15 protein-coding genes are annotated in these 14,320 nt (G+C 65.9%); 4 read left to right on the top strand and 11 right to left on the bottom strand.

Going from position 1 to position 14,320, the window contains the following annotated elements:
• Positions 1–10 precede the first annotated feature (10 nt).
• Complete coding sequence (locus AC1DE3_RS04155; protein WP_476778813.1) at positions 11–931, top strand: DMT family transporter; 921 nt, start codon at positions 11–13, stop codon at positions 929–931.
• Between the two features lies 1 nt (position 932).
• Here the strand turns inward: AC1DE3_RS04155 and AC1DE3_RS04150 are convergent, their stop codons facing one another.
• From AC1DE3_RS04150 to AC1DE3_RS04140, 3 genes are all read right to left on the bottom strand, one after another.
• On the bottom strand, positions 933–1,970 hold the full coding sequence (locus AC1DE3_RS04150) for a lysylphosphatidylglycerol synthase transmembrane domain-containing protein (RefSeq protein WP_476778814.1): 1,038 nt from the start codon (positions 1,968–1,970) through the stop codon (positions 933–935).
• Between the two features lie 142 nt (positions 1,971–2,112).
• Positions 2,113–2,487, bottom strand: coding sequence for a CopM family metallochaperone (gene copM / locus AC1DE3_RS04145; protein WP_476778815.1), 375 nt, complete (start codon positions 2,485–2,487; stop codon positions 2,113–2,115).
• A 73-nt stretch (positions 2,488–2,560) separates the two neighbouring features.
• Positions 2,561–2,986 (bottom strand): hypothetical protein, encoded by a 426-nt coding sequence (locus AC1DE3_RS04140; RefSeq protein ID WP_476778816.1) that lies wholly within the window; start codon positions 2,984–2,986, stop codon positions 2,561–2,563.
• A 28-nt stretch (positions 2,987–3,014) separates the two neighbouring features.
• Between AC1DE3_RS04140 and AC1DE3_RS04135 the strand changes: the two genes are divergently transcribed.
• Complete coding sequence (locus AC1DE3_RS04135) at positions 3,015–3,674, top strand: GNAT family N-acetyltransferase (RefSeq protein ID WP_476778817.1); 660 nt, start codon at positions 3,015–3,017, stop codon at positions 3,672–3,674.
• Between the two features lie 124 nt (positions 3,675–3,798).
• Here the strand turns inward: AC1DE3_RS04135 and fliJ are convergent, their stop codons facing one another.
• The gene (gene fliJ / locus AC1DE3_RS04130; protein ID WP_441511925.1) at positions 3,799–4,203 is read right to left on the bottom strand and encodes a flagellar export protein FliJ; all 405 of its coding nucleotides are present in this window, start codon (positions 4,201–4,203) and stop codon (positions 3,799–3,801) included.
• A gap of 232 nt (positions 4,204–4,435) precedes the next feature.
• On the opposite strand from fliJ, the gene AC1DE3_RS04125 reads away from it, so the two are divergent.
• Positions 4,436–5,641 carry an MFS transporter gene (locus AC1DE3_RS04125; RefSeq protein ID WP_476778818.1) on the top strand — a complete coding sequence of 402 codons (1,206 nt, stop codon included), beginning with the start codon at positions 4,436–4,438 and terminating at the stop codon, positions 5,639–5,641.
• 6 nt (positions 5,642–5,647) lie between these two features.
• Here AC1DE3_RS04125 and AC1DE3_RS04120 read toward each other — a convergent pair whose 3' ends face one another.
• Both AC1DE3_RS04120 and fliI read right to left on the bottom strand, forming a co-directional pair.
• A complete protein-coding gene (locus AC1DE3_RS04120; RefSeq protein ID WP_476778819.1) occupies positions 5,648–6,001 on the bottom strand; it encodes a DUF1304 domain-containing protein in 354 nt (117 codons plus the stop codon).
• A gap of 31 nt (positions 6,002–6,032) precedes the next feature.
• Positions 6,033–7,379: a flagellar protein export ATPase FliI gene (fliI, locus tag AC1DE3_RS04115; protein ID WP_476778820.1), complete on the bottom strand. Its 1,347-nt coding sequence runs from the start codon at positions 7,377–7,379 to the stop codon at positions 6,033–6,035.
• A gap of 425 nt (positions 7,380–7,804) precedes the next feature.
• Here fliI and ctrA point away from each other — a divergent pair, with 425 nt between their 5' ends.
• Positions 7,805–8,506 carry a response regulator transcription factor CtrA gene (gene ctrA / locus AC1DE3_RS04110; protein WP_441511929.1) on the top strand — a complete coding sequence of 234 codons (702 nt, stop codon included), beginning with the start codon at positions 7,805–7,807 and terminating at the stop codon, positions 8,504–8,506.
• Positions 8,507–8,669: 163 nt separating this feature from the next.
• Here ctrA and AC1DE3_RS04105 read toward each other — a convergent pair whose 3' ends face one another.
• From AC1DE3_RS04105 to AC1DE3_RS04085, 5 genes are all read right to left on the bottom strand, one after another.
• Positions 8,670–9,557 (bottom strand): CheR family methyltransferase, encoded by an 888-nt coding sequence (locus tag AC1DE3_RS04105; RefSeq protein WP_476778821.1) that lies wholly within the window; start codon positions 9,555–9,557, stop codon positions 8,670–8,672.
• On the bottom strand, positions 9,554–10,672 hold the full coding sequence (gene cheB / locus AC1DE3_RS04100) for a chemotaxis-specific protein-glutamate methyltransferase CheB (RefSeq protein WP_441511931.1): 1,119 nt from the start codon (positions 10,670–10,672) through the stop codon (positions 9,554–9,556). The genes AC1DE3_RS04105 and cheB overlap by 4 nt, the downstream gene beginning before the upstream one ends.
• A gap of 68 nt (positions 10,673–10,740) precedes the next feature.
• A complete protein-coding gene (locus tag AC1DE3_RS04095; protein ID WP_038359309.1) occupies positions 10,741–11,106 on the bottom strand; it encodes a response regulator in 366 nt (121 codons plus the stop codon).
• A 30-nt stretch (positions 11,107–11,136) separates the two neighbouring features.
• Positions 11,137–11,634, bottom strand: coding sequence for a chemotaxis protein CheW (locus AC1DE3_RS04090; RefSeq protein WP_476778822.1), 498 nt, complete (start codon positions 11,632–11,634; stop codon positions 11,137–11,139).
• A complete protein-coding gene (locus AC1DE3_RS04085) occupies positions 11,631–14,237 on the bottom strand; it encodes a chemotaxis protein CheW (RefSeq protein ID WP_476852094.1) in 2,607 nt (868 codons plus the stop codon). Before AC1DE3_RS04085 ends, AC1DE3_RS04090 begins: the two co-directional genes overlap by 4 nt.
• Between the last annotated feature and the right edge of the window lie 83 nt (positions 14,238–14,320).

Here is a 14,320-nt window from a genome sequence, read left to right as displayed (position 1 = left end):
AGCGGAGGCCATGTCCCGCAACGCTGCTCTCTTCGCCGTCATGTGCCTCGTCTGGGGGCTGACCTGGCTGCCGGTCAAGGTCGGTGCGGCGCATGTGCCGCCGGTCTTCCTGGCGGCGGCACGCTTCACCATCGCCGGGTTGCTGATGCTGATCTGGGCCGGGCGCGACGTGCCGAAAGTGCCGCGCGATGCCTGGCCGCGATTGATCGGCACGGCGCTGCTGCTCAACACCGGCAACTACACACTGTTGTTCTGGGGCACGGCGCATGCGCCGAGCGGGCTTGCCGCCATCGTCAATTTCGCGACGATCCCGATCTTCACCTTGCTGGCGACCCGCGCTTTCGAGGGCGAACGCATCGACGGGCGCAAGCTCGCGGCGATCGGGCTCGGCACGGTCGGCCTCGGCTTCCTGTTCGCGACGCGCGCGCTTGGCGGATTGTCGCTGGCGCAGGGCGATCCGCTGGAGGCATGGGGGCTTGCGGCCGTAGCGGCGGGAACTTTGCTCTACTGTGTCGGCGCGGTGCTGGCGCGCCCGATCGCGGGGTCGATGCCGACGTTGACGCTCGCCGGATGGCAGACCCTGATCGGCGGCGTCGGCCTCACCGCCGTTTCGCTCTCCCTAGAGCCGGTCGGCTACGACGATCTGGCGAAGCTGGTGCGGTGGCCAGTGCTGCCCGCGCTCATCTTCCTTGTGATCGGCGGCTCGCTGATGGGCTTTACCATCTATATGCGGCTGCTGCGCGACTGGGGCGCCTTCAGGGCCGGTCTCTACGCCTTCATCAGCCCGGCGATCGCCGTCGCCGTCGGCGTCCTGGCCCTGCACGAGCCGTTCGGCTGGTCGGAGGCAACCGGCGCGCTGCTGATGTTCGGAGCCGCCGCGATTGCGCTCAAGCGGCCATCAGCCAAGCCCGCGAAGACTGTGACGGCCTGATTCAGGGCGGCGGTGCGATGCGGGTGCTGCGTTTGAGCTGCGCCCGYTCGAAGGCCAGCACGATAGGCAGCGAGAACACCAGCGGCAGGATAAGATAGAACAGCCGCCAGATCAGCAGCGCGGCGAAGACCGCCGGGGCCGGCACGCCGGGCATGACGGCAAGGAAGACCGCCTCCATCACGCCGACGCCGCCCGGGACCTGGCTCAGAAGGCCGGCCGAGAAGGACAGCAGGAAGGCGCCGAGCACGATCAGGAAGCCCGGATTGCCCTGATCGGGCAGCGCGAAATAGATGATGCCGGCCGCGCCTGCCAGTTCGAGCGGCGCGGCGAGATACTGCCTGATGACGATGGGCAGACGCGGATAGATGATCTCGAACTTGCCGATCTTCAGCGGCTTGAAGCGCAGCCACGAGCCGATCGTATAAAGCGCGACGAAGGCGAGCATTCCGACGCCGATCATGCGCGCCGCGTTGTCGCTGATTGCGAACCACCGCGACATCCGTTCGAGCGGGTGCAGGATCTGCGGTTCGTAGATCAGGACAAGGCCCATCAGGAAGATGGTGCCGAAGGCGAAGGTAAAGGAGCAGAGCGCGACGAGCATTGCAACTTCGGCGGCCGTGAGGCCCTTCGCCGTATAGGCCCGGTAGCGCACCATGCCGCCCGAGAAGACCGAGGCGCCGATATTGTGCGAGAGCGCGTAGGTCACGAAGGAGCAGAGCGAGATATAGAACCAGGAGATGCCTTTCTCCTTGCCGAGATGGATCAGGGCGATCCGGTCGTACCAGGCGAGGGCGGCATAGGCGACGAGCGTCGCGAGCGCGGCGTGGAAGAAGGCCTCCGGCGGGATGACCGCGATCTTGTGGCCGATCCGCTGGGCGATGATCTTGATGCTCTGCCAGAGGCTGGCATCTGTGAGCAGCGCTTCGATTGCGGCGTCGGATCCGGCTTCGGCCTTGAGCTTGCCCCAGAGCAATTCGACCGACCAGACCACCGCGACGAGCCCGATGATCGGCCAGAGATAGTCGAGATAACGTTTCATACAGGCCGCGGGGCTGGGAACTGGTGACGGGTGGCGGGTGGCCCACGTCGTCACCGCTGCGGCGCGAACCTGTCGTTCTCTGTGCCAGCGTGTGGGGGCAAGGGCAAGCGCCCGAAGACGCCTGCCCCCGCGCTGGACTAGGTTATTTGCCGTTCTTCTTCAGCCAATCCTGCATCATCGCGACTTCCTTCTCCTGGTCGCGAATGACGCTCTCGGCGAGTTTGCGGATCTCCGGGTCCTTGCCGTGGGCCAGGACAATGCGCGCCATGTCGATCGCGCCCTGATGATGCGGGATCATGCCGCGGACGAAGTCGGCATCGGCATCGCCGGAGTAGGCGATGTCCATGTCCTTGTGCATCTTCATGTTGGCCGCCTTGTAGGCCTTGGTCGATGCATTCTCGGCCGTCGTTGCGGCAGCGGGCGCGCCGTGCTGGCCGTGATGCTGCTGCGCCTGCGCGGCGCCGCCCAGCGTGCCGGTTGCGAGGAAGGCGGCCAATGCGATTGCTGTACGATTCATCTGTCTTGTCCTTGAACGATGGAAAACGCGGATCGCGCCGGAAAGCGGCGTCATAATCCGTGGAAATTTCGACTCAGATCGCCAGGGCGCGTGGCGGGCGCTCTGCCGGCTCGATGGAGAGCCCCCGGGACAGCATCGCGATCGGCGGGTGCGTCCGCGACCAGACGATCAGCACCGGCAATATCGGGGCCGACGGCGCCTGCGCGATCAGGCCGCAGCCGATGATGCAGCAAGGCGGCGCGGCGGAAACCGGGTGCTTGGCCGCGGTCGATTCGTGACAGGGGGCGGGAGCCTCGGCCCGCTCGCCCGCGCCTGCAGCTGTCGTCTCGCCGTGATGCGACGAGGTGGCCATCGGCATGCGCATCATCGAGGCCGCCAACGTGACATGAGGCAGCACCGCGAAACACATCACCAGCAGCGTGAACAGCCAGCCGGCGGGGCGGCCGCGTCGCGGCCGCCCCGATCCAACCATGGTGTCACGCCGGGCATGCATCATCACGCCATGCTCTTTCGACCGCGATCATGTCATGATCGCGGCGACGACCACTCTTTCGAGCCGCGATCTGCCTTCCATGTCCGAGAGCCTGACCATTACCCTGAACGGAACGACCGATTTGCCGCCGGGCAAGATCGCGACGATCGTGACATCGCTCGAGATGTTCGAGCGGCCGACGCAGCGCTCCAATCCGCCCGGGACCGAGGGCTTCTCGCTCGACCCGATCGATCGGTCGGATATCGAGCGCTATCTGCGCATCTATCGCCGGCTCGGCGAGCGCTGGATGTGGTTCAGCCGCTTGACCAAGCCGCGCGCCGAACTCGAAGCGATCTTCGGCGATCCGGCTGTCACGGTCTTTGCCGTCCGCTTCGACGGGCAGGATGCGGGGTTGCTGGAACTGGATTTCCGTGTGCCGGGGGAGGGGGAGCTCGCCTTCTTCGGGCTCGATGAGCCCGTGGTCGGGAAGGGGGCGGGTCGCTGGCTGATGAACCGGGCGCTTGAACTGGCCTGGGCCCGGCCGATCTCGCGCTTCTGGGTGCATACCTGCACGCTCGATCACCCGGCCGCGCTCGCTTTCTATCAGCGCTCGGGCTTCACGGTGTTCAAGCGCGGGGTCGAGGTCGACGATGATCCGCGCCTGACCGGCAAGCTGCGCAGGGACGCCGTCGAGCACCATCCCGTCATCGCATGAAAAAAGGCAGCGTCCGCGAGGACGCCGCCCTTTTCACTGAATCCCTGGGAACTACAGGATCTTTATTCTATCGCATTTTCCCGACGCGAACCGGTGTCCACTTCGCTCGAACTCTTGAAGCGGGTCAGGCGCGAGAACGCAGCCCGATCGCGTCCATCGTCGCCTGGTCGCGGGCGGCTTCCGCGGCACGCTCGGTCGCGCGCTCGCGATCGTCGAGAATCTCGACCTTCTTCATGTCCTCGAAGGCTTCCTGCAGCTCGGCCTTGGCCTCGTCGAGCTGGCCCTTCAGATTGTCGGCCGACTGGCGCAGGTTGTCGCGGCGGCCCAGAGCCGCCTTGGCATAGGTCGGATAGGCGAAGTGAGACGAGTCGGTGATGCCGGCGCGGGCTTCCTCGGACTGGATCTCCCGATCGAGATCGTTCGCCATCCTGTGGAAGTCGGCGATCATCATCTCGATCTGGCTCACCCGGCGACGTTTCTCGTCCACCTGAAAGCGCTTCAACCGCAGAAGGGTCTCTCGCGACTTCATGTCGTTTCCAACTCCTGATTACGCATTGGCCTCTGCCGACCCCTCGGCGCGGGCCTGAACTCTATCCGCGAGACGTGGCGCAGCATGGCGCAAGGAGGTTGACCTTTCCTTACCGAGACGGGCTGCTTTTTCTGCATGCTCAAGCCGCGTCGCGGCTCCTGCCGCGGCCTGTCGCGATGATCTAGTCACTGAGCCAGCGGCCATTCGGCCCGTTGTCAGCGGATGTCCTGTCTTGGTTGCCTTTCCTCGTTTCGGCGGGCACGGCCCCCTGCTTTTCGGCCTCGCCCTCACGCGCATCATCGGCTGGGGCTCGACCTTCTATTCGCCTTCCGTGCTGGTCAGCGCGCTCGACCGCGATCTCGGCCTCAATGCCGAGATCGTTTTCGGAGGCATCACCATTCTGCTGATCACCGGCGCGCTGGTCGCTCCGGCGATCGGCCGCCTGCTCGACCGCGAAGGCACGCGCCGCTCGATGTGCGTCGGCGCGGTCATCTGCGCGCTTGGGCTCGCCGTTCTCGCCACCGCACAGGGGCCGGTCAGCTATCTCGCGAGCTGGTTCGTCATTGGGCTGGGACATGCGATGTCGCTCGCCAATGTCGGCAACGTCGCGATCGCGCAGCTGATGGGCGAGCGGACCCGGCGCGTCATCGGATTGATGATGCTGGTGACGGGTCTTGCCTCCAGCGTGTTCTGGCCACTGACCGCAGTTCTGATGGATGCTTTCGGCTGGCGCATCACCGTGCTCGTCTTCGCGGCGATGCAGATCGTGATCGTGCTGCCGATCTACGCCGCAGTCCCGCGCCTCCAGCCCGTGCAGCCGGCGGCGAAGGTGACCGGAGTTCCCTCGGCCGGCGAGGAAGGGCGCGTTCCGTCCTCTTCCCGCAAGGCGGCTTTCTGGCTTGTGGCGCTCGCCTTCTCGGCGAGCGGGCTGGTGTCCTGGGGGCTGCCGCTGCACCTGATCACGCTGTTCCAGGAGGCCGGGCTGACGCAGGCGGAAGCCGTCTGGATCGCGACGCTGAGCGGGCCGGCGACGATCGCAGCGCGCGCCATCGATGCCACTGTCGGCGAGCGCCTGCCGGCGGAGAAGACCGCCCTGCTCGGCCTGATGCTGGGGCCGGCGCTATGCCTGGTGCTGCCCTTCGTTCCGATGACGATTGGCGCCGCGGCTGGCTTCGTCATGCTGTTCAGCGCGGCGCTGGGCGTGATTTCGGTGGCACGGGCAACATTGCCACTCGCCCTGTTCGGCCGGAACGGCTTCGCCGCGATGCTAGGCAAGCTCACCGTGCCCCAGAACATGGCCTTTGCCGCCGCGCCGCTGCTCTTCGCAGTGATGGTCGAGCGGCTTGGAGCCGACCTGACGCTGATCGTTTCCGCTGCGATCCAGGCAATCGGGTTCGCCGCGATGTTCGCCCTGGTGCGGATGATGGCGCGGGCCTGAAGCGGCTCAGATACCCATCAGCAGGGCGAGGATGGCGAGGGCCGCCGGCAGCGCCTGGATGTAGAGGATCTTGCGGCTGGCAGTTGCTGCGCCGAAGAGGCCGGCTACGAGGACGCAAGCCAAGAAAAACAGCTTGATCGCGAAGCCCCCGGCACCGAGCCAGAGTCCCCAGGCGAGGCCGGCGACGAGGAAGCCGTTATAGAGCCCCTGATTGGCCGCCAGCACCTTGGAGCGCGCCGCAAATTCAGGCGTCAGTCCAAAAGCCTTGTGGCCGCGCGGCGTATCCCACAGCCACATCTCCAGAATGACGATGTAGATGTGGATAAGGGTGACGACGCCAATCAGAGCCGAGCCGATCATCGATAGGGTTTCCTGTGAGGACGAACCGGCGTCACGCGCTGCCGCTCATGATCGCGTGGAGGCGCTGATAGCATTCGGGCAAGGGGGTCGCGTCGTCCTTGGCCTGCTTGAGGAAGGCCTCAAGCGCCGGATGCAGGCGGATCGCCTCGTCGACCTCGGCCGAAGCGCCCTGGCGGTAGGCGCCGAGCCGGATCAGTTCTTCCATGTCGGCATAGGTCGCGAGCGTCGCGCGGGCCTTCTGCACGGTCGGGTAATAGGCCGGATCGCAGGAGCGGGGCATGGTGCGCGAAACCGATTTCAGGATGTTGACGGCGGGATAGCGGCCGCGCTCGGCGATGGAGCGCTCCATGACGATATGGCCGTCGAGGATGCCGCGCACCGCGTCCGCGACCGGCTCATCATGGTCGCCGCCGTCGACCAGCACGGTGAAGAGCCCGGTGATCGCGCCGTCTTCTGTGCCGGGGCCGGCTCGCTCCAGCAGGCGCGGCAGCTCGGCGAAGACGGTCGGCGTGTAGCCTTTTGTCGTCGGCGGCTCGCCTGCCGCGAGGCCGATCTCGCGCATCGCCATCGCGAAGCGGGTGACCGAGTCCATCAGGCACATCACCTGCAGGCCACGATCACGGTAATACTCTGCCAGCGTCAGCGTGGTCAGCGCCGCCTGCTTGCGCATCAGCGCCGGCTCGTCGGAGGTGGCGACGACGACGATCGAGCGGGCGAGGCCCTGCGGCCCGAGATCCTCCTGCAGGAACTCCTGCACCTCGCGGCCACGCTCGCCGACGAGGCCGATGATGTTGACGTCGGCCTGGGCATAGCGGGCCAGCATCGAGAGCAGGACCGACTTGCCGACGCCGGAGCCGGCGAAGATGCCCATGCGCTGGCCTATGCAGCAGGTCAGGAAGGCGTTGAGAGCGCGGACACCGAGATCGAGTGGCCTGCCGACGCGCCGCCGCTTATGCGCAGGCGGCGGATCGTTGCGGAAGGCATAGAGCGTATCGCCTTGCGGCAGTGGCGGGCCGCCGTCGACCGGCCGGCCGAGCGCATCGACGACGCGGCCGAGCCAGGCGGGGGTGGGGCGCAGGCCGGGCTGAGCGCGGTCGACATGGACCGGGCAGCCACGGCGCACGCCGTCGAGACCGCCGAAGGGCATCACCAGCGCCTTCTCGCCGGAGAAGCCGACGACCTCGCAGGGAACGCGGGTGCCGGCGGCGATCTCGATGCCGACACGGCCACCCAGACTCATCGCGCCGATCGGTCCGGCGACCTCGACGAGAAGGCCGCGCACGCCGATGACGCGGCCATAGATGCTCACCCCCTCGATGTGCTCGATGGCGGAGGCGAGGGCCGAAAGACGGTCATGGCCGTGCGAGGGGGAATTCATGATGCGATGACGTCCTTGCCGGTCGGCGAGGGGGGGGGCAAATCGCCCTTGTGGATGATTTGGTAATGGTTCCTAACAAATTGCGCTCATTTACCAGCCGTTAAGCTCTGTGATTAACACTGCAGATCGAGGCTGCCGCGTGTCGCAGGGCCCTTTGGCCCCGTTTCTCGCAGCATCCCTCCGCGAAAGGGCGCTTTTCGCGGGTGAGAGTTCATCGATCCGTGTCAAATTCGACTCACCTCGACAAGGATCGTTCACTTTCTCCGAGGAAGCGCTTGCGCTCGGGAATCACGGTTTGTTAACCAGTTTCCTCGTAGCGTGTCGCGTGGCGTTTCATTGGGCAAGTGCGTCGTCGCCAAGGGCCGGGAAGGTCCGGGCGAAAGCAACGGTTAACCTGCCCTGCGGGCGAAATTGGGGACGTGGACATGCGGGTTCTGCTGATCGAGGACGATAGCGCGACCGCTCAAAGCATCGAGCTCATGCTCAAATCCGAGAGCTTCAACGTCTACACGACGGATCTCGGCGAAGAGGGCGTCGATCTCGGCAAACTCTACGACTACGACATCATCCTGCTCGACCTGAACCTGCCCGACATGTCGGGTTACGAGGTGCTGCGCAGCCTGCGCGTCGCCAAGGTCAAGACGCCGATCCTGATCCTCTCCGGCCTCGCCGGCATCGAGGACAAGGTGAAGGGCCTCGGCTTCGGCGCCGACGATTATCTCACCAAGCCGTTCCATAAGGACGAGCTGGTCGCCCGCATCCATGCGATCGTGCGCCGCTCGAAGGGCCACGCCCAGTCGGTCATCACGACCGGCGATCTGGTCGTCAACCTCGACACCAAGACCGTGGAAGTCGACGCCGCCCGCGTCCACCTCACCGGCAAGGAATACCAGATGCTGGAGCTGCTCTCGCTCCGCAAGGGCACGACGCTCACCAAGGAGATGTTCCTCAACCATCTCTATGGCGGCATGGACGAGCCAGAGCTCAAGATCATCGACGTGTTCATCTGCAAGCTGCGCAAGAAGCTGGCGAACGCGTCGGACGGCAAGAACTACATCGAGACCGTCTGGGGCCGCGGCTATGTGCTGCGCGAACCTTCCGAGGTCGACGAGCGCATTACGGCCTGACGCATCCCCGTCGCCGGCCCGTCATCGGGCAGTCACGAAGCGATGGCATACAAGTTTTGACCTGATCGTCGGATGTACACGACAGGTCGACGGGACCCCGCCGCGAGGCGGGGTTTTTGTTTTGGCCGACTGCCGACGACGCCGATGTGGCGATGTCCGGCGCTCAGGCGCGCCAGCTCGCCAGCGGTGGCGCAAAGCTTCGATTGGCAAGCGGCGCGGCGTTGCGCGGCTGCGCGGCGAGAGCAGCCTGGCGGTAGAGGCCCCGGTGCTCGGGATCGCAGGTCAGCCTGGTGGCTAGCCCGAGGACCGTTTCCGCTGCGCCGAGAACGAAAGCTCCGTCGGGGACGAGGCGCGGCGCCAGCAACTCCAGGGCCTTCACCTTCGTCGGCACATCGAAATAGATCAGCACGTTGCGGCAGAAGATGACGTCGAACCGGCCGAAATGATCGTTCCGCTCCAGCAGATTGTGATGGCGGAAATCGATCATGCGGCGCAGCCGCTCCGAGATCTGCCATTTGTCGCCGCGCTGCTCGAAATGCTTGAGCAGCATCTGGATCGGCAGGCCGCGTTGTACCTCGAACTGGCTGTAGATGCCCGAGCGCGCCTTCTCCAGGATCTCGGAGGAGATGTCGGTGCCGATGATCTCGACCTTCCAGCCGGCGAGGCGCTCGGCGAGGTCGTCGATGATCATGGCCAGCGAATAGGCCTCCTGTCCGCTCGATACGGCGGCGCACCAGATGCGCAGCGAGCGGCTGGCGGCGTTCGCCGCGATGCGTTCCGGCAGGATCACGTCGCGGAACAGCTCGAACGGCATGCGGTCGCGGAAGAACAGCGTCTCGTTCGTCGTCATCGCATCGACGACAGCGCTTTCAAGCACGCGATCGCGGCCGAGCCGCAACTGGCCGATCAGCGTCGCGATATCGGCGATGCCCCGCCGGCGGCACAGGATGCTCAGGCGGCTTTCCGCCAGATATAGTTTGTCGGGCGTCAGCGACAGGCCCGAGCGCTGCTGCAGCAGCAGGCGCAGGAAGGCGAAATCGGTCTCGGTCATGCCGGCTGCACTCCGCGCACAAGGCAGCGAATCGAGGCGCCGATCTCGTCGAGCGCGATCACGCTGCTGGCATGGCGTGCACGGACGACCGCGCCCGGCATGCCCCAGATCGTGCTGCTCGGCTCATCCTGGGCCAGAACGGCCGCGCCGGCCTTGCGCAGGGCACCGGCGCCCTCCGTGCCGTCGCTACCCATACCCGTCAGAACGAGCCCCATCGTCGCAGCGCCGAGATGGCGGGCGGCATCGTTGAACAGCACGTCGACGGCGGGCCGGCAGAAGTTGACCGGCGCCTCGTCGCCGATCCGCGCGACGATGTGCCCGAGCCGGCGGTCAATGCCGAGATGGCGCCCTCCCGGCGCGACATAGACGGTGCCGCGCATCAAGCGCTCGCCGTCGAAGGGCTCTCGCGCGGGCACGCCGATGTGGCTCGCGATCTGCTCGGCGAAGGAGGCCGTGAACAGCGGCGGCATATGCTGGACGACCAGCGTCGTCAGGTCGTGAAGGCCTTCGCCGATATCGAACAGCACCTTGGCGACGGCGCGCGGCCCGCCGGTCGAGGCGCCGATCACGAGATAGCGCGGCATCACCGAAACCAGGGGGCGCAGATTGACGGGGCCGCCATGCGGAAGATCGACGATGTCGACCTCAGGCGGCAGCGAGCCGGGGCGTGCCGGCGTATGGGCGATGTTGCCGAGCTTGAGCAGAAATTCGCTGCGGAAATCCAGCGACAGCGTCATGCCGGCGCGGCTGTCAGGTTTCGAGACGACGTCCATCGCGCCCTTGGTCATGCATTCCAGCGCGATGCGGGTGTTGCGCTCGTTCAGCGTGGCGGCGAGGAGGACGCCGGTATTGGGGCTTTCCTTGAGGATCTGCGGCAGTGCCGCAGCGCCGTCGACGCCCGGCATGTCGAGGTCGAGCACCATGACGTCCGGCTTGTAGCGCGTCGCATGGGCCACGGCCGTCTCGCCGTCGCCGGCCACCGCCACGACGTGAAAATGGCCGGCTTCCCCCAGCCAACGGGCGAAAAGCCCGCGCACGACAACGGAATCGTCGGCGATCACGACCGTCTTGTGCCGGGTCGGTGGGGCCGGAAGGGGGAGGCGGGACGCCATCATGCTCATGCTGCTTACTGGATCGGCAGTGCCGTCCGACGGAGATCGGGCATCCGCCCCCGCCGGACTGCTCAGAGCAGGCCGACCTGATGGAACTTGGACGCCACGATTTCCTTGTCGAAGGGTTTCATGATGTATTCGTCTGCTCCGGCATGCATGGCGCGCGCGATATGGGCGATGTCGTTCTCGGTGGTGCAGAAGACGACCTTCGGCCGCTTGCCGCCGGGCATCTGGCGCAGCGTGCGCAGGAACTCGTAGCCGTCCATGATCGGCATGTTCCAGTCGAGCAGCACGGCATCGGGCATCTCGCCCTTGCAGGCATCGATGGCGCGTGCCCCATCCTCGGCTTCGGCGATGCGGAACTGAAGACCTTCCAGGATACGGCGTGCGACCTTGCGGATTACCGCTGAGTCATCGACGACGAGGCAGTACTTCATGGTCTGTCTCCAAAGCTTTGGGGCCGCGCCTCAGGCCGCGGCGGGAAGGTCGAGATCGAGGACTGCATCGAGATCGAGTATGACGAGGAGCTCGTCGGCGAGCCGGTGAACGCCGGTCGCCAACGCGGTCCAGACGCGGTCGAGATGAACGGGCAACGGCTCGAAGGTGGAACGGTCCAGCCGGATCACCTCGCCGACGGCGTCGACGATGAGGGCAAAGGCCTCGCCGCGATGGTCGATCCCAATCGCCGTCAGCTCGCCTTGCCCCTGCGCCTCCGGAACCATCCTGCCTAGCCGCTTGCGCAGGCAGATCGCCGTGACGATGCGTCCGCGCAGATTCAGCAGACCGACGATCTCGCTCGGTGCGCGAGGGACGAGCGTGATGCGGTCGGTGATGAAGACGTCCTGTACGCGGCCGATCGGCAGCCCGAGCAACTGCTCGCCGATGCGGATCGTCACGTAGTCGAGCGAGTCGCCGAAACTGGTCGACGCCGCCTGCTGCGCCGTGTCGGGCACCGGAAGGGTCATGCTGCCTGCCTCATATCTGCGCTGCCGGCATTCAGCTCGCTCAGCAGGGCACGGCGATCGAATTTAGCAACGATATCGTCGAGGCCGGCCTGTACGGCCCGCATGTGCAGGTCGGGGGTCGCGCAAGTGGTGAGGCCGAGGATGCGCAGGCGCTCGCTGCCGGCCTGCGCCCGCAGCGCGGTGGCGAAGTCGAACGCCGCTTCGGTCTGCCGATCGAGATCGAGCAGGACGATGCTGAACGGCTGGGCGGCTGCAGTGGGATCAAGGTGGAAATCGGCCGCCATGGTGATCACGTGGCCGGACGCCTTCAGGATCGGGCTCAGCATTTCCCGCAGGAAATCAGACGGTTCGATCAGCAGGACACGGGCGGATGGAGCCGAGCTGCGCCGCACGCCAAACCAGCCGGGTTCGTTCAGCGGCAGGTAATGGGCGAGATCGACGATATCGGTGGCGCGGCCCCGGATCATGGCCGAGCCGATCACGCCGCGCTCGTGGCTGGCGGCCATTTCGAGGTCGAAACTGTCCTCGACGATATCGACGATGGCATCGACCGCAAGCGCGACGGTCAGGTCGCCGTCCGAGACGATGACGAGTGGCTGGATGCCCTGGCTGCGCAACTGCGTTTCCGCGAGCGGCGAGACGGGTACGAGCCGCCCGCGATAATGCAGCAAAGTGCGGCCGCCGCCCCGCTGGAACTGCTCGGCGTCGACCTCCTCGAGCCTTGTCACCAGCGACAGAGGCAGGGCCTGGAGACTGCCGGCTCCGGTGCGGAAGACGAGCATCGTCGTCTTCTCGCTGGCCTGGGCATGAGGGGCCGCGGCGTGCGGCTTCGCCTCGGCCTCGCCCGACAGAACAGCGCCGACCAGGCTGGCGACGCCGTTGGGGTCGACGATCAGCACGACGGCCCCGTCGCCGAGGATGGTATTGCCGGAGAAAAGCGGGATGTGGCGCAGCTTGCTCGACATCGGCTTCACCACGATTTCCTCGGTGTGGAAGACGCTGTCGACGAGGATCCCGAATTGCCGCTCGCCGATCTGGGTGATGACGATGAAGCCCTCACCGTCAGCGGCCTTGGGCGCGCCCATCAGCTCGGGAAGCGAAATGATCGGAAGCAGCCGTCCGCGCAGCCGCAGGACCGGAGCGCCGTTGATCTCCTCGATGCGGTTGTCGTCCCCCGCCTTCACCCGCACGAGCTCGCGCACCGCGATCTGCGGGATCGCATAGCGGTCATTGCCCGCCACCACGATCAAGGCGGAGATGATCGCCAGCGTCAGCGGGATCTTGATGGTGATGGTAGTGCCGAAGCCGGGACGGCTGGCGACGTCAATCATCCCGCCGATCGAATCGACATTGGCCTTGACCACATCCATGCCGACGCCGCGGCCGGAAACCGCCGTCACATTATCCACGGTCGAGAAGCCGGGCAGGAAGATGAAGCGGCTGATCTGGGCGTCGCCGAGCTTCTCGATCTCGGCTTCGGTCGCAAGGCCCCGGGCGATGGCCTTGTTCCGGATGCGTCCGACATCGAGCCCGCGCCCGTCATCCGCGATCGAGATCGTGACGGAGCCGCCCTCATGATAGGCGGAAAGCCGGATCGTGCCCTGTTCGGGCTTGCCGGCTGCCCGGCGTTCCGCCGGAAGCTCGATCGCATGGTCGGCGCAGTTGCGGACCATGTGGATGAGCGGGTCCTTGATCAGGTCGAGGATCTGGCGGTCGAGTTCGGTTTCCGCCCCATCGGTCACGAGTTCGATGCGCTTGCCGAGTTCGGTGCTGAGGTCGCGGACGATGCGCGGCAGCTTCGACCAGGCGTTGCCGATCGGCTGCATGCGGGTCTTCATCACGCCGTCCTGCAACTCGGCGGTGATCAGCGAGAGGCGCTGCAGCGGCGCCTTGAGCTTGGCGTCCTCCTGCTGACGGGAGACATCGAGGAGCTGGTTGCGCGTCAGAACGAGCTCGGAGACCATGGTCATCAGATGCTCGATCGTGTCGACATTGACCCGTAAGGTCGCCGGGCCGCCGCTTCGCGGGGATGACGGGCCATCTTCGGAATGCGTGGGACTTTCGCCGCTTTCGATACGGCCGTTGCGGTCGCGCTGCGGCTCCGGTGCGCTGCGAAACACGATGTCGTCCGTTGCAGCCTTGGCGTCAGCCTGGCCATGCCGGGCGAGATAGGCGGCGACGGGATCGATCGGCTCCTCGGCCGGGTACGCGTGGTCGAGTTCGCCCCTGGCGCGGTCGGCCAGAGCCTGCAATTCGTGGATCAGCGTCTTGTCGTCGCCCTCCGGCTCCTGCCCCTTCTCGGTCAGCTCGGCGAGGATGTCCTTGATGCGGTCGATGGTTTCGAGAATGGCGGTGACGGCGCTCGGCTTCACCGTCGCGCCGTCACGGAACTGCCCGATCACCGACTCGGCCGCGTGGGTCAGCGCCTCGAGCCGCGGCAGGCCGATGAAGCCGCAGGTTCCCTTGACGGTGTGAACCAGCCTGAAGATGTTGCGCAGGATATCCCGATCGTTCGGGTCCTGCTCGAAGCGGACGAGCTCCCGGTCGACCGTATCGAGGTTCTCGCCGGTCTCGGTCAGGAACTCTTGCAGCAACTCGTCCATGCAGGAACATCACTCAACGCGAAACCCTCCAGGAACCAAAGCACGAGAAGGGTTTATGATCGGTTGAGATCGCCCGTCGACTG

This window comes from Allobosea sp. 10L417, from assembly GCF_056395485.1.
This window is presented reverse-complemented; position numbering and strand designations above follow the sequence as displayed.

Bases quoted from the DNA above. Each gene is read 5' to 3' on its own strand.
- AC1DE3_RS04155 (WP_476778813.1), top strand. From the start codon at position 11: ATGTCCCGCAACGCTGCTCTCTTCGCCGTCATGTGCCTCGTCTGGGGG.
- copM (WP_476778815.1), bottom strand. From the start codon at position 2,487: ATGAATCGTACAGCAATCGCATTGGCCGCCTTCCTCGCAACCGGCACG.
- AC1DE3_RS04135 (WP_476778817.1), top strand. From the start codon at position 3,015: ATGATCGCGGCGACGACCACTCTTTCGAGCCGCGATCTGCCTTCCATG.
- fliJ (WP_441511925.1), bottom strand. From the start codon at position 4,203: ATGAAGTCGCGAGAGACCCTTCTGCGGTTGAAGCGCTTTCAGGTGGAC.
- AC1DE3_RS04120 (WP_476778819.1), bottom strand. From the start codon at position 6,001: ATGATCGGCTCGGCTCTGATTGGCGTCGTCACCCTTATCCACATCTAC.
- fliI (WP_476778820.1), bottom strand. From the start codon at position 7,379: ATGAATTCCCCCTCGCACGGCCATGACCGTCTTTCGGCCCTCGCCTCC.
- ctrA (WP_441511929.1), top strand. From the start codon at position 7,805: ATGCGGGTTCTGCTGATCGAGGACGATAGCGCGACCGCTCAAAGCATC.
- AC1DE3_RS04105 (WP_476778821.1), bottom strand. From the start codon at position 9,557: ATGACCGAGACCGATTTCGCCTTCCTGCGCCTGCTGCTGCAGCAGCGC.
- cheB (WP_441511931.1), bottom strand. From the start codon at position 10,672: ATGATGGCGTCCCGCCTCCCCCTTCCGGCCCCACCGACCCGGCACAAG.
- AC1DE3_RS04095 (WP_038359309.1), bottom strand. From the start codon at position 11,106: ATGAAGTACTGCCTCGTCGTCGATGACTCAGCGGTAATCCGCAAGGTC.
- AC1DE3_RS04090 (WP_476778822.1), bottom strand. From the start codon at position 11,634: ATGACCCTTCCGGTGCCCGACACGGCGCAGCAGGCGGCGTCGACCAGT.
- AC1DE3_RS04085 (WP_476852094.1), bottom strand. From the start codon at position 14,237: ATGGACGAGTTGCTGCAAGAGTTCCTGACCGAGACCGGCGAGAACCTC.